Origin of the sequence: Pseudoduganella ginsengisoli (assembly GCF_009720865.1) — a bacterium.
In the GTDB taxonomy this organism is placed as follows: domain Bacteria; phylum Pseudomonadota; class Gammaproteobacteria; order Burkholderiales; family Burkholderiaceae_D; genus Rugamonas; species Rugamonas ginsengisoli.
On the sequence record NZ_WNLA01000001.1, the window covers coordinates 686,406 to 701,895 of the forward strand.

Consider the following 15,490-nt stretch of genomic DNA (forward strand, 5'->3'; position numbering starts at 1 on the left):
CCTTATTCTGCCTGGTCGAAGTCGACCACCACTTTATCTGTGACCGGGAAACTCTGGCAGCTCAGCACAAAGCCCCGTGCAATTTCATAGTCTTCCAGTGCGTAATTGACGTCCATGTCGACTTTACCGTCCAGCACCTTGCAGCGGCACGTCGAGCACACGCCGCCCTTGCACGAGTAGCGCATGTCGATCCCGGCTTTCAAGCCCGCATCGAGGATGGATTCCTTGTCCTTGTCCATCGTGAACGTCGTGTGGTTGCCATCCAGGACCACGGTGACTTCCGTCAGACCGGTACCCAGTTCCGCCGCGGCGCGCGGCTTGTGCTGGTGCTTGGGGATGCTGGCCGCGAACAGTTCGATCTTGATGTTCGCCTTTGGCATACCGGCTTCCTGCAACGCTTCCGACACGCCATGCATCATGTCTTCCGGTCCACAGATAAAGGCCGTGTCGTAATCGGCGGGATTGACCCACAGGCGCAGGAATTGTTTGGTCTTTTCTTTCGTGATGCGGCCGTTGAACAATTCAATGTCCTGCTGTTCGCGGCTCATCACATAGACGATGTTCAGGCGGTCCGTGTAGATATCTTTCAGGTCGCCCAGCTCGCCCTTGAAAATCACGGACGACGATGCACGGTTGCCGTAGAACAGCGTGAAGCTGCTGTTCGGTTCCGTCATCAGCGTGGTCTTGATGATCGACAGCATCGGCGTAATGCCGCTGCCGGCGGCAAATGCCATGTATTGCTTGCGGTTGGCGGCATCGAGCGGCACGTTGAAGTGGCCCATCGGCGGCATGACTTCCAACATCGTGCCCGGCTTCACGGCTTCGTTTGCCCACGTGGAAAACAGGCCGCCCGGCGTGCGTTTGATGGCCACACGCAGGCGGTTGTCCTGCACGGCGGAGCAGATCGAATACGAACGGCGCACATCTTCGCCATTGATATGCGTGCGCAAGGTCAGGTGCTGGCCCTGCTGGTACTGGAAACTTTGCTGCAGCTCTGGCGGCACGGCGAAGGTGACGGCGATACAGTCGCGCGTTTCATGGGTCACCGCGGCGACGGACAGCGGATAGAATTTGCTCATATTATTTTCAGTGACACTTGAAGTAGTCAAAAGGCTCGCGGCAATCGAGGCACTTATATAAGGCTTTGCAGGGCGTGGAGCCGAACTGGCTGGTGAGTTCCGTATGGCCGGAGCCGCAGTGGGGGCACGCGACTTTCGGCGCCGCGATGGCGTGACGTTTAACGCCCGCAGCCAAGCCACCAGCGCGCAGAGCGCTGATGTCGATCACTTGCTGCGCCGGCGGCGCGATGCCATACCCTTTCAGCTTGGCCTTGCCAGATTCGCTCATCCAGTCCGTGGTCCATGCGGGCGACAGTTGCGTCAACAGTTCCACCTGCTGCACGCCCCGCTCTTTCAATGCGGACGTGACGGCATCGGCAATCACTTGCATGGCGGGACAGCCGGAATAGGTCGGCGTGATGGTGACGGTGCAGGCGCTGTCCCCTGTCACCTGGACGCCGCGCACGATGCCCAGGTCCACCACGGAAATCACGGGGATTTCCGGGTCGGGCACGTCATTGAGCCAAGTCCAAACCTGAGCGGCGCTTAATTGAGTATCCATGGCGGCAGTCGCGAACGCGGGATCCATTACCACTGCGCGCCGGGATACGCGCGCTGCAGGAACTGCATCTCGGCCAGCAGGTAGCCCAGGTGCTCCGTATGGCGGCCTTGTTTGCCGCCTTTTTGCATCCAGGCGTCCGGCGACGGCATCGTCAGCGTAGCTTCCGCCAGGATGTCCGACACGTGGGCCAGCCACTGGGCGCGCAGTTCGTCCGCTGCCGGGGCAATCCCCGCATCCACCATGGCCCGGTCGACGTCGTCGTAATTGAAAAATTCACCCGTGTACGGCCACAGTTCATTGACGGCCGCCTGCGTTTTCGCGTGGCTGATTTCCGTGCCGTCACCCATGCGCACCACCAGGTCGCCGCTGCGGCGCAGGTGGTACGTGACTTCCTTCAGCGACTTTTCCGCGATTTCCGCGATGCGCTGGTCGCTGCACTTTGTCAGTGCGCCGATGAGGAAATAGTGCCACGTATCGAAGAAGAACTGGCGCACCATCGTATCGGCATAGTTGCCGTTGTTTTGCTCGACCAGCAGGCAATTCTTGAAGTCGTGCGCGTCGCGGTGGTACGCGATACGGTCTTCGTCGCGGCCCTGGCCTTCCAGCTCGCCGGCATACGTGTACCACATGCGGGTCTGGCCCAGCAAATCCAGCGCCACGTTGGTCAGCGCCATGTCTTCTTCCAGCGCCGGCCCCTTGCCGCACAGTTCCGACAGGCGCTGGCTCAGGATCAGGGCATTGTCGCCTTGGCGCAGCAGATAATTTACCTTTGCATCCATGGCTGCGCTCACAGGTTTTTGACTTCTTCCGGCATCGGGAAGAAGGTTGGGTGGCGGTACACCTTGCTGTTGGACGGCTCGAACAGCGCATCCTTGTCGCCAGGGGCGCTGGCAACGATGTCCGTGGCGCGCACCACCCAGATGCTGACGCCTTCATTGCGGCGCGTGTACACGTCGCGCGCGTTGTTGATCGCCATGCCGGCGTCCGGTGCGTGCAGGCTGCCTACGTGCTTATGCGCCAGGCCGTGCTGGCTGCGAATGAATACTTCCCACAATGGCCATTCTTTGCTCATCTTGTTCTCCTCAGGCAGCCGCCTGTTTTGCTTGTTGTTTGTCGGCGTAAGCCACCAGCGCGTCGCGGAACCACTCTCCATCGTCCCACGCTTTGACGCGGGTGCGCAGGCGTTCCTTGTTGCATGGGCCATTGCCCTTCAAGACTTGATGGAATTCTTCCCAGTCGATTTCGCCGAAGTCGTAGCTGCCCCGTTCCTCATTCCATTTCAAGTCCGGGTCGGGAATCGTCAAGCCCAGGTATTCCGCTTGCGGCACGGTCTGGTCGACCATGCGCTGGCGCAGTTCATCGTTGGAGAACAGCTTGATGCGCCATTGCGCCGATTGGGCGCTGTTGACGGACGCCGCGTCGGAAGGGCCGAACATCATCAAGGAAGGCCACCACCAACGGTTCAGCGCATCTTGCGCCATTTGCTTTTGCTCGGGGGTGCCCTTGCTAAGGGCCATCATGATGTCGTAGCCCTGGCGCGCGTGGAACGATTCTTCCTTGCAGACGCGGATCATGGCGCGCGAATACGGGCCATACGAGCAGCGGCACAGGGGGATCTGGTTGATGATGGCCGAACCGTCGACCAGCCAGCCGATGGCGCCCATGTCCGCCCACGACAAGGTCGGATAGTTAAAAATACTGGAATACTTGGCTTTGCCACTGTGCAGTGCGTCAAGCAATTCATCGCGCGACACGCCCAGGGTTTCGGCGGCGCTGTACAGGTACAAGCCATGGCCGGCCTCATCCTGGATCTTGGCCAGCAAAATGGATTTGCGTTTCAAGGTCGGGGCGCGGGTCACCCAGTTACCTTCAGGCAACTGACCGACGATTTCCGAGTGTGCGTGCTGCGAAATCTGGCGTATCAGCGTCTTGCGATAGGCATCCGGCATCCAGTCTTTCGCTTCGATTTTCACGCCGGCATCGATGCGAGCCTGAAACTCGCGTTCTTCGGCGCTCATGTCGTCGCTGGTCTGGACCTTCTTCAGGCCGGTTTCCACCATCTGTGCGTACATGGACTTGTCTCCTTCATCAAGGTATGACTGCATGATACGATACAAAAATCATGAAGACTACATTTTTTTTGACTCAAATCATTTTTCTGTATCTCGTAGAGGCGCAACATGGACTGTTTGGGCGACTATAAGAAAAATAATGCTGCGCCGAACCCAGAGCAAAGTAAACTCTCGCCTGAGAGACACTTATTGCACTGCACGATGAACATCCTGAACAGCAACGAATGGATTGCGCACTTCCTGGCTACCGACCCGCCCCGCTCAAAGTCGCTGGTCATGACAATATTCGGCGACAGTATCGTGCCGCATGGCGGAACGGTCTGGCTGGGTAGCCTGATTGAATTGCTGGCGCCGTTTGGCGTGAATGACCGGCTGGTACGCACGTCGGTCTTCCGCCTGGCGCAGGAAGGCTGGCTGGAATCCCAGCGCGATGGCCGCCGGTCTTCCTATGCTGTGCCATCGGACACGATTGCCCGCTTTACCCGCGCCTATCGCCGCATATATGCGCCACTGCACGTGGACTGGGATGGCCAGTGGACCCTGGTCATGCACAGTCATGATGGCTTAACGGCGTCGGAGCGCAGCAATTTGCGCAAGGAATTGCTGTGGCAGGGCTACAGCATCCTGGCCCCCGGCCTGGCGGCCCACCCGGCCGGCGACCGTGAAACCCTCGATGAATTACTGGTCCGCACGGGCACGCAACATAAACTCTTTGTGTGCCAGACTGCCGATTTGCCGGGCGTGCGCTATGCGAAACCCCTGCGTGAAATGGTGGCCGACGGCTGGGATTTATCCGGCGTCATTGACGGCTACCAGCAATTCATCGCGCTGTTTGAACCGCTGCTGGCGTTGCTGAAGGCCGGTCCGGCGCCGCATCCGGAACAGGCATTCGTGATCCGCACGCTGCTGATGCACGCGTACCGCCGCGTGCAGCTGCACGATCCGCAATTGCCGGTGGAATTACTGCCGGAACCGTGGCCTGGCGCCAAAGCGTATGACCTGGCGCGGGCGCTGTACCTGCAAGTGTATGAAGCCGCAGAAAACCACATCACGGCGGCGTTGCGGCGCGAAGATCCGGAAGCGCCCGAGGCGGATGACAGCCTGTACCAGCGCTTCGGCGGCTTGAAGTAAACAGCGGCGCCCGCTGCGGCGCCGCCTTCCCGTCAGCCTTGCTGGCCAACTTGCTTGGCCGCTGCCAGCAAGTGCTCACCCGTGGTTTCCAGCAGGCGGATTTGCATGGCCATGCCATCGAGTATCGACGCGGTGAATGCGAATTCCGCAGGCGTCGTATAGCCGGGGAAACGGATAATCCGCAGTAATTCCTTCAGTGACTCCCCTTTTCCCAGGTGCGCCAGCGCATCGCTGAGGGCGGTGATTTTTTTGTCCAGCACGTCAATGTGGTCTGGGCCGCATTTTTCTGTGTCCATGATGCTCTCCTAAAAAGCGCGGCACGGCCGCACAATGCGGGAGGCCGCACAAGCCAACTTATCAAGCCGGTGGCTGGCGGGATTGATATGGCGCAGGTAAACCTTGCAAAGCGCGAGACATTGATGGCTTGTCCTGGCCGGGCTCGGGCATTAGCATATGGCTTTTCTTGCAACCACAGGTGAGCCATGCTGCGTCGGGTCTTCTTGCTGTCTATCGTATGGTGGGCTTGCGGTGCGTCCGCGCAAAGCCAGTCCGTCGAAGAGCGGATTGCCCGTGTCGAGAACGGCTTGCTGGCGCCGGTGGCGGTGCGGGATGCGCCGCCGCAAACCATGCGGCTGGAAGAGCGCATGCGTGAGCTGCACGTGCCTGGCGTCAGCATTGCCGTCATCAACCACGGCGACATTGAATGGGCCCGCGCTTATGGCGTAATGGATGTGCGGACCGGCCGCCCCGTCACCACCGGCACGTTGTTCCAGGCAGCCTCCATCAGCAAACCACTTGCCGCGGTCACAACGCTGCGTCTGGCAGCGCAAGGCAAAATCCATCTGGATGAAGACGTCAATCGGCGCCTCCGATCCTGGCAACTGGCCGCAGGACAACCCGTCACGCCGCACGCGCTGCTCAGCCACACGGCAGGCTTGCCTGAAAACGGCTTGCCTGGCTATGGCAGCGGCGAGCCGCAACCCAGCCTGCTGCAAGTGCTGCGCGGCGCGCCGCCCGCTACGACGCCTCCCGCCGCAGTGCAAACGCCACCCGGCAGCCAATATGGCTATTCCGGTCTCGGCTACGCCGTATTGCAGCAATACTTGATGGATGCCACGCAAAAGGATTTCACCACGCTGGCGCGGCAGCAGGTGCTGGCGCCGCTGCGCATGCACGACACGGTATTTGCGCCAGACTTGCCCGCCGGTCTGGCGCAGCGCGCCGCCACCGGCCATGAACTCGACGGCAGCCCGGTGGCAGGCAACTGGCGGCGTTATCCGGAATTAACGGCGGCGGGCGCATGGAGTACGGCAACCGACCTGGCCCGCTTTGCCATCGCCATCCAGCGTGCCGCGCAAGGAAAAGACACGCGCCTGCTGACGCAGCAACAGGCCGCCACGCTGCTGACGCCCGTGCAAAACGGCTATGGCCTCGGGTTCGAACTCGATCATGCGGGAAAGGAGCAGGCGTTCCATCACAGTGGTTCCAATGCCGGCTACAAGGCGCTGCTGTTTGCCTATACGCGCACCGGACAGGGCGCCGTGATCCTCACCAATGGTGATTATGGCTGGCCGCTGATCGAAGAACTGATGCGCAGCATTGCCGCGGAATATGGCTGGGAAGATTACCGCCCGCTGCAGCGCAGTGCCGTGGCGGCCAACCCGGCGCTGCATGACCGCTTCATTGGCGACTACAGCGTCTCCAACATCACCTTGCGCATCCACCGCGACGGCGAGCGCCTGTACGCATCCGCGCCGCCGCTGGGCCCTGCACCGGTGGAATTGATCGCTGCCGGCGACTATGACTATTTCATCCGGGAGAAAGATGCCACCGTACGGTTCCACCCGGAAGGCAATGGACCGGTGCAAACGCTGACCTTTACCGATGGCCGGGAACGGCCCGGCAAGCGCAAGACGGCCGGCACAGGACCGGCACAGGCGGATTTTTAGACCATTCCAAGGAAGGCAGATTCCGATGCGTATCGATGGATTGAGACGGGAACCACGTGACCGTGTGTCCCCGCCGGCAGCGCTTACTTCCGCGCCACGTTGATCAGGTAATTCTGCATCGCCGATTCCGCCACCGACGCCCACATATTCTGGTCGTGGCGGAACTTCTTCCAAGGTTCATAAATCTTCTTGAACTTGGCGTTCTTCGCAGCTTCCTCTTCCATCACGTCGTTCGACACCTTATACGCCGCTTCCATGATCTCTTTCGAGAACGTGTGCACCTTGGCGCCGGCCTTTTGCAGGCGGGCCAGCGCTTTCGGGTTGCGGGCATCGTATTCAGCCTGCATCGCCACATGGCACTCATAGCTGGCCACTTCAATCGCGCCCTGGTATTCCTTCGGCAGCTTTTCCCACTCTTTGATGTTCACATAGAACGACAATTGCGGCCCCGCTTCCCACCAGCCTGGCGCGTAGTAGTGCGGCGCGACTTTGGCCAGGCCGAGTTTTTCATCGTCGTACGGACCTACCCACTCGGCCGCATCGATCGTGCCCTTCTCCAGCGCCGAATACACGTCGCTGGCGGCAATTTGCTGCGGCACGGCGCCCATGCGCTCCATCACGCGGCCGGCAAAGCCGGCGATGCGGATTTTCAAGCCTTTGACGTCGGCCACCGTCTTGATTTCCTTGCGATACCAGCCGCCCATTTGCGTGCCCGTGTTACCGCCAAAGAAATTGATGATGCCGTAGCCTTTGTAGAACTCGCGCAACAGGTCGCGCCCGCCGCCCTGGTCGAACCACGACGTTTGCTGGCGCGACGTCAGGCCGAACGGCACGGCGCAATCAAAGCAGAAGGTCGCATCCTTGCCGAAATAATAGTAGGCAGGCGTATGGCCCATTTCCACCGTTCCCGCTTGAACAGCATCCATCACTTGCAAGCCCGGCACCACTTCGCCGGCCGCAAACTGGCGGATCTGGAAACGGCCGCCCGTCAATTCCGCCACGCGCTTGACGAAGCGCTCAGCCGAGCCATAAATCGTGTCCAGCGTTTTCGGGAAGCTCGACGCCAGACGCCACGTGATGGCAGGGCCCTGGGCCAGGGCAGGCGCGGCAACCGCTGCGGTGGCAGTGGCGCCGACAGTGGCTTGTTTCAGGAAGGAACGACGCTCCATGCGGGTCTCCGATGTTGTGGGTAAATGGGCGCCGGGTCTCTTCAGGCCAGGCACCCACATCTTGGGAAAGATAGTTTATGTCTGAAATGACAAGCTTGCAATCCCGGCTTCTATATAGCACTGGTCAAAGCGGTTATCATATCGGCCACGCTTCTTTTTACAATTCAGGATTTCCATGCCTATCAAAATCAGCCACCAATTCGATGCTGGCGCCATCGAGGTTCTGCGCGCGGATGACCCGTCCGCGATCGATCTGAACATCCGCAAGGACTCCGCCGCTGACATCATCCAGTGGTTCTATTTCCGCGTGCAGGGCGCCAAGGCGACGCCGCTGACGATGAACTTCAAGAATGCCGGCCAGGCCGCTTACCCGGACGGCTGGAAAGATTACCAGGCCGTGGCCAGCTATGACCGCAGCAGCTGGTTCCGCGTGCCGACCTCGTTTGACGGCCAGGTCATGACCATCAACCACACGCCGGAATTCGACAGCGTGTACTACGCTTACTTCGAGCCCTATTCGTGGGAACGCCACCTGGCCCTGCTGGACAGCGCACAGCTGTCGCCGCACGTGCGCATGGAAGACCTGGGCAGCACGCTCGATGGCCACGACATGAACCTGCTGGTCGTGGGCGAACCCGCCGAAGGCAAAAAGAAAGTGTGGGTCATCGCGCGCCAGCACCCGGGTGAAACCATGGCCGAATGGTTCGTCGAAGGCATGCTCGATGCGCTGCTGGACGACGCCAACCCGCACGGCCGCCAGTTGCTGAAAGAAGCGGTCTTCTACGTCGTGCCCAACATGAACCCGGACGGTTCCGTACGCGGCAACCTGCGCACCAATGCGGCAGGCGCCAACTTGAACCGCGAGTGGATGAACCCGACCATGGAACGCAGCCCGGAAGTGTTCCTGGTGCTGAACAAGATGAAGCAGACCGGTTGCGACCTGTTCCTCGACATCCACGGCGACGAAGGCTTGCCCTACGTGTTCGTGGCAGGTTCCGAATCGCTGGAAACGTTTGGCGACAAGGAATTGGCCGAACAGCAGCGCTTCATCGACGCGTTCAAGATCGCCAGCCCGGACTTCCAGGACGTGCACGGCTATGGCGTGACGCCATTTACGCCGGAAACGCTGACCATGGGTTCGCCGCACATCACGCACGCGTTCGGCTGCCTGTCGCTGACTTTGGAAATGCCGTTCAAGGATAACGCCAACGATCCGGATCCAGCCGTGGGCTGGGATGGCGCCCGCAGCGCCCGCCTTGGTGCGGATATCCTGCAACCTGTATTACAATCGCTGCGCGCCTGATTTTTTTCCTAGCGTCAACGATCAAGCCCCGCACTGCGGGGCTTTTTATATTGATAACAATGAAGCCAACTGCCCGCCCTTCCCCGACTTTGCTGCGCCTGTTCGCGGCCACGCCTGCCTTGATAGGCGCCCTCCACGCCCATGCCGCGGAAGAGCCGCCTGCGAAAAAGGACGAAAAGATCCAGCAAGTCGAAGTCAAGGGCGCAGCCGCCCAATACGATGCGCGCCGCAATGACACGGCCACCAAGATTGTCGTGACGCAGGAAGAAATCCTGAAAAACGGCGACACGACGATTGGCGAAGTGCTCAAGCGCCTGCCCGGCGTCACCATCGGCGGCGTGCAGGGCCGTGGCGGCGATATCCGCATGCGCGGCCTGGGCGCCGGCTATACGCAAATCCTGCTCAACGGCGAACCGGCGCCACCGGGCTTTTCCATGGACTCGATTTCGCCGGACATGGTCGAGCGCATCGAAGTAATGCGCGCCGCCACGGCGGAATATTCCACGCAAGCCATTGCCGGCGGCATCAACATCGTGCTGAAGCGCGCCGTGCAATCGGCGCAGCGCGAATTGAAAGTGGGCCTGCAGGACGATAACCACAAGTTCGGCACCAACACGAACTTCCAGCTGTCCGACAAGAGCGGCATCATGTCGTACGCGATTGGCGGCAACGTCACGTATGCGCATTTCGACCGCCCGTCGGAACTGGTGCAGGAAGAATTCGACCTGGCCGGAAAACGCGTGCAATGGCGCCGCGCGGATCAAACCAACCAGGGCACGTTCAAGGCGCTGGGCCTGTCGCCCCGCGTGAACTTCAACCTGGGCCCGGGCGACATCGTCACGTGGCAAAGCTTCGTCAATGCCAACCAGGTGCGATTCAACACGACGGAGCGCTTTACGCAGTTGCAGGGCGACCGCCAGGCCCAGTATGTGGGCACGGATGTCGGCGTGGCCACGGACTTCATCATGGCCCGCAGCGACGTGACGTGGACCCGCAAGCTGGCCGCGGGCGCCAAGCTGGAAATCAAGGGCGGCATCAATTACAACAACCGCGATACGGATGCGCCCAGCCTGCAATACGCGCCGGGCATGAAGCCTGCGCTGCAACGCCTGGTGACGTCCACACAGACGGAAAAAGGTTTGACCTCGACCGGCAAATATTCGACACCGATCATCGAGCACCACGCACTGGCGATGGGCTGGGACCTGGGTGTCAGCAAGCGCAACGAAGACCGCATCCAGGATGAAACGGCGCTGCTGCCGCCACCGCCGCCGCAACCGGGCCAGAACCAGCCGAAGGGACCGGAAGACTTGAACCAGGTCTTCAGCGCCGACATCAAGCGCCTGGCCTTATATGCGCAAGACGAGTGGCAAATCACGGACCGCTGGTCCGCGTATTTCGGGTTGCGCTGGGAAGGGATCCAGACCACCAGCGAAGGTTCGGACTATGCGGCCGTAGACAATAAGTCCAGCGTGTTCAGCCCCCTGTTCCAGACCTTGTGGAAGCTGCCGGACACAAAAAATGACCAGGTGCGGCTGGGCGTGACCCGCACGTACAAGGCGCCTGGCGTCAACCAGCTGATTCCGCGCCGCTTTGCGTCGAACAATAACTCGCCGACGCAGCCGGACTTCTCCGGCAACCCGCAACTGAAGCCGGAACTGGCGTGGGGCCTGGACCTGGCCTATGAACACTACCTGCCGGGCGGCGGCCTGATGACGGCCAGCACGTATATGCGCCGCATCGACAACAGTATCCGCAACCGCGTGGACTTGATCGACACCTTGTGGATTTCGCACCCCGTCAATGCGGGCACTGCCAATACCCACGGCATCGAGCTGGAAGCCAAGCTGCCACTGCGTTCGCTGTACGCGCAAGCGCCTGCCGTCGAAGTGCGGGCCAACGTGACGCGCAACTGGTCCACGCTCGATTCCGTGCCGGGACCGAACAACCGCCTCGACGGCCAGACGCCTGTCAGCGGCACCGTGGGCTTTGACTACAAGATGGACACGCTGCCTGTCACGACGGGCGCCAGCTTCAGCTTCCAGTCGGGCGGCCCGGTGCGCGTGTCGGATAAGCAGTTTTCGTGGTCGGCGCCGAAGCGCACGCTGGACTGGTATGGCGTCATGAAATTCAGCCCGAAAACGCAGCTGCGCGTGTCGGTGTCGAACTTGCTGCACCAGACCAACGTAGCGCAAAACGCATTCCTGACGCCGGGCGGCTTGAATGCCGATACCACGTACACGCCGACGGTGGCGATCGTACGGGCCTTGATGGAAATGAAGTTCTAAAGAAAACGGGCCGGTTTTGACACCGGCCCGTTTTCTTTAGCATCAGGGTGCAGGGCCTTCAGGCCGGGCATCCTCATCTTAAGCGCTTATTTGCCGCCGCTCTTGGTCGAACTGATCAGGAAGTTCTGCATCGGCGCTTCCGCCACCGAAGCCCACTGGTTCTGGTCTTTGCGGAACTGTTTCCACGGCTCGTAAATCTTCGCGAACTTCGCGTTCTTCGCCGCTTCCTCATTCATCACATCCACGGCGGCCTTGTAGCTGGCGTCCAGCATGTCTTTCGGGAACGCGCGCAGTTTCACGCCTTTCTTCAACAGGCTGGCCAATGCGGTCGGATTGCGCGCATCGTATTCCGCCTGCATCACCACGTGCGCTTCATACGACGCCGCTTCAATCGCGGCCTGGTATTCCTTCGGCAGCTTTTCCCATTCTTTCAGGCTCACGTAGAACGAGAACGAAGCGCCCGCTTCCCACCAGCCAGGGTAGTAGTAGTATGGCGCGACTTTGTAGAAGCCGAATTTTTCATCGTCGTACGGACCGACCCATTCAGCCGCATCGATGGTGCCTTTTTCCAGCGCCGGGTAAATATCGCCGCCCGCCAGCTGTTGCGGCACGAGGCCCAGGCGCTCCAGCACTTTGCCGGCAAAGCCGCCGATCCGCATCTTGGTGCCCTTCAAGTCCGCCACGGACTTGATCTCTTTGCGGAACCAGCCACCCATCTGCGTGCCCGAGTTACCACCCAGGAAGTTGATGACGCCATAGCCTTTGAAGAATTCGCGGGTCAGTTCGCGGCCGCCGCCCTGTTCATACCACGCGGTATGCTGGCGCGACGTCAGGCCGAATGGCACGGCGCAGTCAAACGCGAACGTTGCGTCTTTGCCGAAGTAATAGTACGAAGCGGAGTGGCCGCACTCGACGGTGCCCGCCTGCACGGCGTCCAGCACTTGCAGGCCCGGCACGATTTCGCCGCCGGCAAATACGCGGATATTGAATTTACCGCCCGTCAGCTGGGACACGCGCTTGACGAAGGTGTCGGCGGCGCCATAAATGGTGTCCAGCGTTTTCGGGAAACTGGACGCCAGGCGCCAGTTAATGGTGGGAAGCGACTGCGCCAGCGCCGGCGTTACAACAGCGCCTGCGGAGGCGCCTACTGCTGCCTTTTTCAGGAAGGAACGGCGTTCCATACTTTGGTCTCCTCGGTGGTGTTATTGCGGAGACAGTGTATGGAAACAACTATAAGGTTGCAACGAAAATATCGTGCCGCTGTGCACCATCTACACTGCGGCAGATGTTGACCAAATATCAATTACCGGCGACGACCATTTTCTCAATCAAGATCGAGCCGGTCTGCTTGGTGCCGCGCACCAGTACGTCCGCGCCCACGGCCACGATATCCTGGAACATCTCTTTCATATTGCCGGCAATGGTGATTTCTTCGACCGGATATTGAATGACGCCATTTTCCACCCAGTAACCGGACGCGCCGCGCGAATAATCGCCCGTCACATAATTGGTGCCCTGGCCCATTAATTCCGTCACCAGCAAGCCGGTGCCCATTTTTTTCAGCATGGCCACGAAATCATCGCTTTGCTTCGTGCGCGACGACGTCAGCGACAGGTTGTGCGAACCGCCCGCATTGCCCGTGGTTTTCATGCCCAGCTTGCGGGCCGAATACGTGGACAGGAAATAGCCCTGCAACACGCCATCCTTGACCACGTCGCGCGCCGTCGTGCGCACGCCTTCTTCATCGAATGGCGCGGAACCAATGGCGCCGATGACGTGCGGGTCTTCGCTGACCTGGATATGGGACGGGAAGATGGATTTGCCCAGGGTATCGAGCAGGAACGTGGATTTGCGGTACAGCGCACCACCCGACGTTGCCTGCACGAATGCGCCCAGCAAGCCGGCCGCCAATGGGGCTTCAAACAGCACCGGGCACGTGCGGGTATCGAGCTTGCGGGCATTCAAGCGGGCCAGCGCGCGCTCGGCCGCATAACGGCCGATGGCTTCCGGCTGCGCCAGTTTTTTCGCGTCGCGCACGGAGCTGTACCAGTCGTCGCGCTGCATTTTTGCACCTTTGCCGGCAATCGGCGCCACGGAAATCGTGTGGCGCGAATACGGGTAGCCGCCAATAAAGCCGCGCGAATTGGCGGCCACGAAGTGCGATTGCTGTACGTGCACACCGGCGCCTTCGCTGTTCGTTACGCGGGGATCGACGGCAAAGGCCGCTGCTTCAGCGCGCTGCGCCAGCACCACGGCTTCTTCCGTACTGATATTCCATGGGTAAAACAGTTGCAAATCCTGGGGATTCATTTCCAGCATGTCGGCATCGGCCAGGCCGGCGCAATCGTCATCGGCCGTGAAGCGGGCGATGTTGTAGGCCGCTTCCACGGTAGCGCGCAGCGATGCGGGGGAAAAGTCCGACGTGCTGGCATTGCCGCGTTTTTGGCCGACAAACACGGTGACGCCCAAGCCTTTATCCTTGTTTTGCTCGATGGTTTCGATCTTGCTCTTGCGCACGGACACGGACAAACCACTGCCTTCGCTGATCTCCACCGCCGCATCGGTGCCGCCCTTTTCGCGCGCGTATTGCAAAACATCGCGTGCAATCTGTTTCAACTGGTCCTGGCTGTGGGTGAAGAAGGAATCGCTCATGAGTGGCTTTTTTCAGGGAGAACGTGTAAAGGAGGTATCATAGCAGCCGTTTACAGTTTTTACAGGTCAGGTCTCCCTGGCCTTTTGTCATTATGCCAAATCCTAACCGTGGCTCTGTCGGCTTCAACTCGTCCGAATTCGAAGAAAAATACGAGCGTCCCTCCAAAACCGAAATGAAACGCCAGTCCGATGCACTGCAGGAACTGGGCACGGAACTGGTCAATGCGCCGCGCGACCGCGTGAAACGCGTGCCGATGCCGGAAGACGTCAAGGAAGTCATCCTGGAAACCCAGGGTATCAAAGACCACGAAGGCCGCCGCCGCGCGCTGCAATTCGTGGGCAAGAAAATGCGCACGCTGGATGAAGAAGAAATCGCCGTGATCCGCCGCACCATTGAAGGCTGGAAAGGCGCTTCGAAGGCTGATACCGCCGCGCTGCACGCGCTGGAACGCCGCCGCGACAAGCTGCTGGCCGACGATGGCGCGCTGACGGTATTGCTGTCCGAGCACCCGGAACTGGACGTGCAGCACTTGCGCGCGCTGATCCGCAATGCCCGCAAAGAGCAGGCGGAAAACAAGCCGCCGAAGGCTTACCGCGAAATCTTCCAGATCCTTAAAGACCTGGCCGCCCAGAGCGCCAAGGCTGCTGCCGCCGCCGATGAAGACAGTGGCGAAGAAGGCGAAGACGATGACGAGTGAACCTGAGCTGATCGTTGGCCTGGTGTCGATTTCCGACCGCGCCAGCGGCGGCGTCTACCAGGACCAGGGCATCCCGGCGCTGCAGGACTGGCTGGCGGCCTGTCTCACCACGCCATTCCGCATCGAGACGCGTTTGATTCCCGACGAGCGAGCGCAAATCGAAGCCACCCTGGTGGAACTGGTGGACAGTGCGCGCTGCCACCTGGTGCTGACCACGGGCGGCACCGGCCCATCGCGCCGCGACGTGACGCCGGAAGCCACACTGGCCATTGCAACGAAAGAAATGCCGGGCTTCGGCGAGCAAATGCGCCAAGTCAGCCTGGCGTTTGTGCCGACCGCAATTTTGTCGCGCCAGGTGGCCGTGATCCGCGAAACCCCGGACCACGCTGCGCTGATCATCAACTTGCCGGGCCAGCCCAAAGCCATCAAGGAAACCCTGGAAGGCTTGAAGGACGCCGACGGCAAACAGCTGGTCGGTGGCGTGTTTGCCGCCGTGCCATATTGCGTGGATTTGATCGGCGGTCCGTACATGGAAACCAACCCGGCGGTGTGCAAGGCTTTCCGCCCGAAATCCGCCATCCGTAACAAGTGATAAGGACCAAGCCTGA

15 protein-coding genes are annotated in these 15,490 nt (G+C 60.4%); 6 read left to right on the plus strand and 9 right to left on the minus strand.

All coding sequences use genetic code 11. The features are described from left to right. Positions 1-2: 2 nt before the first annotated feature. From paaE to paaA, 5 genes are read right to left on the minus strand one after another with little or no spacing between them, the layout of a single operon-like run. On the minus strand, positions 3-1,079 hold the full coding sequence (gene paaE, locus GM668_RS02940; RefSeq protein ID WP_155437396.1) for a 1,2-phenylacetyl-CoA epoxidase subunit PaaE: 1,077 nt from the start codon (positions 1,077-1,079) through the stop codon (positions 3-5). A 7-nt stretch (positions 1,080-1,086) separates the two neighbouring features. Beyond that, entirely contained in the window at positions 1,087-1,647 is a 561-nt protein-coding gene (gene paaD, locus GM668_RS02945) for a 1,2-phenylacetyl-CoA epoxidase subunit PaaD (RefSeq protein ID WP_308506804.1), read from the minus strand. Next, entirely contained in the window at positions 1,647-2,399 is a 753-nt protein-coding gene (gene paaC, locus GM668_RS02950) for a 1,2-phenylacetyl-CoA epoxidase subunit PaaC (protein ID WP_155437397.1), read from the minus strand. Before paaC ends, paaD begins: the two co-directional genes overlap by 1 nt. A gap of 8 nt (positions 2,400-2,407) precedes the next feature. After that, complete coding sequence (gene paaB / locus GM668_RS02955) at positions 2,408-2,692, minus strand: 1,2-phenylacetyl-CoA epoxidase subunit PaaB (RefSeq protein WP_155437398.1); 285 nt, start codon at positions 2,690-2,692, stop codon at positions 2,408-2,410. 10 nt (positions 2,693-2,702) lie between these two features. Continuing rightward, on the minus strand, positions 2,703-3,692 hold the full coding sequence (gene paaA / locus GM668_RS02960; protein ID WP_155437399.1) for a 1,2-phenylacetyl-CoA epoxidase subunit PaaA: 990 nt from the start codon (positions 3,690-3,692) through the stop codon (positions 2,703-2,705). 201 nt (positions 3,693-3,893) lie between these two features. Between paaA and paaX the strand changes: the two genes are divergently transcribed. Beyond that, the gene (gene paaX, locus GM668_RS02965) at positions 3,894-4,823 is read left to right on the plus strand and encodes a phenylacetic acid degradation operon negative regulatory protein PaaX (RefSeq protein ID WP_155437400.1); all 930 of its coding nucleotides are present in this window, start codon (positions 3,894-3,896) and stop codon (positions 4,821-4,823) included. Between the two features lie 32 nt (positions 4,824-4,855). Here the strand turns inward: paaX and GM668_RS02970 are convergent, their stop codons facing one another. Further along, positions 4,856-5,119: a hypothetical protein gene (locus GM668_RS02970; protein ID WP_155437401.1), complete on the minus strand. Its 264-nt coding sequence runs from the start codon at positions 5,117-5,119 to the stop codon at positions 4,856-4,858. A gap of 186 nt (positions 5,120-5,305) precedes the next feature. Here GM668_RS02970 and GM668_RS02975 point away from each other — a divergent pair, with 186 nt between their 5' ends. Continuing rightward, entirely contained in the window at positions 5,306-6,772 is a 1,467-nt protein-coding gene (locus tag GM668_RS02975; RefSeq protein ID WP_155437402.1) for a serine hydrolase domain-containing protein, read from the plus strand. Positions 6,773-6,855: 83 nt separating this feature from the next. Here GM668_RS02975 and GM668_RS02980 read toward each other — a convergent pair whose 3' ends face one another. Then, entirely contained in the window at positions 6,856-7,941 is a 1,086-nt protein-coding gene (locus GM668_RS02980; protein ID WP_155437403.1) for a TRAP transporter substrate-binding protein, read from the minus strand. 175 nt (positions 7,942-8,116) lie between these two features. On the opposite strand from GM668_RS02980, the gene GM668_RS02985 reads away from it, so the two are divergent. Both GM668_RS02985 and GM668_RS02990 read left to right on the plus strand, forming a co-directional pair. After that, positions 8,117-9,244: a M14 family metallopeptidase gene (locus GM668_RS02985; RefSeq protein ID WP_155437404.1), complete on the plus strand. Its 1,128-nt coding sequence runs from the start codon at positions 8,117-8,119 to the stop codon at positions 9,242-9,244. 59 nt (positions 9,245-9,303) lie between these two features. After that, positions 9,304-11,532, plus strand: a complete 2,229-nt coding sequence (locus GM668_RS02990) for a TonB-dependent receptor plug domain-containing protein (RefSeq protein ID WP_155437405.1) — start codon at positions 9,304-9,306, stop codon at positions 11,530-11,532. 86 nt (positions 11,533-11,618) lie between these two features. Here GM668_RS02990 and GM668_RS02995 read toward each other — a convergent pair whose 3' ends face one another. Further along, positions 11,619-12,713: a TRAP transporter substrate-binding protein gene (locus GM668_RS02995; RefSeq protein ID WP_155437406.1), complete on the minus strand. Its 1,095-nt coding sequence runs from the start codon at positions 12,711-12,713 to the stop codon at positions 11,619-11,621. A gap of 118 nt (positions 12,714-12,831) precedes the next feature. Then, positions 12,832-14,184 carry a metalloprotease PmbA gene (pmbA, locus tag GM668_RS03000; RefSeq protein ID WP_155437407.1) on the minus strand — a complete coding sequence of 451 codons (1,353 nt, stop codon included), beginning with the start codon at positions 14,182-14,184 and terminating at the stop codon, positions 12,832-12,834. Positions 14,185-14,276: 92 nt separating this feature from the next. Between pmbA and yjgA the strand changes: the two genes are divergently transcribed. Continuing rightward, on the plus strand, positions 14,277-14,882 hold the full coding sequence (gene yjgA / locus GM668_RS03005; RefSeq protein ID WP_155437408.1) for a ribosome biogenesis factor YjgA: 606 nt from the start codon (positions 14,277-14,279) through the stop codon (positions 14,880-14,882). Next, complete coding sequence (gene mog / locus GM668_RS03010; RefSeq protein ID WP_155437409.1) at positions 14,872-15,474, plus strand: molybdopterin adenylyltransferase; 603 nt, start codon at positions 14,872-14,874, stop codon at positions 15,472-15,474. The genes yjgA and mog overlap by 11 nt, the downstream gene beginning before the upstream one ends. Positions 15,475-15,490: the final 16 nt, after the last annotated feature.

Coding starts and splice junctions, on each gene's coding strand:
- paaE (WP_155437396.1), bottom strand. CDS start 1,079: ATGAGCAAATTCTATCCGCTGTCCGTCGCCGCGGTGACCCATGAAACG.
- paaD (WP_308506804.1), bottom strand. CDS start 1,647: ATGGATCCCGCGTTCGCGACTGCCGCCATGGATACTCAATTAAGCGCC.
- paaC (WP_155437397.1), bottom strand. CDS start 2,399: ATGGATGCAAAGGTAAATTATCTGCTGCGCCAAGGCGACAATGCCCTG.
- paaB (WP_155437398.1), bottom strand. CDS start 2,692: ATGAGCAAAGAATGGCCATTGTGGGAAGTATTCATTCGCAGCCAGCAC.
- paaA (WP_155437399.1), bottom strand. CDS start 3,692: ATGTACGCACAGATGGTGGAAACCGGCCTGAAGAAGGTCCAGACCAGC.
- paaX (WP_155437400.1), top strand. CDS start 3,894: ATGAACATCCTGAACAGCAACGAATGGATTGCGCACTTCCTGGCTACC.
- GM668_RS02970 (WP_155437401.1), bottom strand. CDS start 5,119: ATGGACACAGAAAAATGCGGCCCAGACCACATTGACGTGCTGGACAAA.
- GM668_RS02975 (WP_155437402.1), top strand. CDS start 5,306: ATGCTGCGTCGGGTCTTCTTGCTGTCTATCGTATGGTGGGCTTGCGGT.
- GM668_RS02980 (WP_155437403.1), bottom strand. CDS start 7,941: ATGGAGCGTCGTTCCTTCCTGAAACAAGCCACTGTCGGCGCCACTGCC.
- GM668_RS02985 (WP_155437404.1), top strand. CDS start 8,117: ATGCCTATCAAAATCAGCCACCAATTCGATGCTGGCGCCATCGAGGTT.
- GM668_RS02990 (WP_155437405.1), top strand. CDS start 9,304: ATGAAGCCAACTGCCCGCCCTTCCCCGACTTTGCTGCGCCTGTTCGCG.
- GM668_RS02995 (WP_155437406.1), bottom strand. CDS start 12,713: ATGGAACGCCGTTCCTTCCTGAAAAAGGCAGCAGTAGGCGCCTCCGCA.
- pmbA (WP_155437407.1), bottom strand. CDS start 14,184: ATGAGCGATTCCTTCTTCACCCACAGCCAGGACCAGTTGAAACAGATT.
- yjgA (WP_155437408.1), top strand. CDS start 14,277: ATGCCAAATCCTAACCGTGGCTCTGTCGGCTTCAACTCGTCCGAATTC.
- mog (WP_155437409.1), top strand. CDS start 14,872: ATGACGAGTGAACCTGAGCTGATCGTTGGCCTGGTGTCGATTTCCGAC.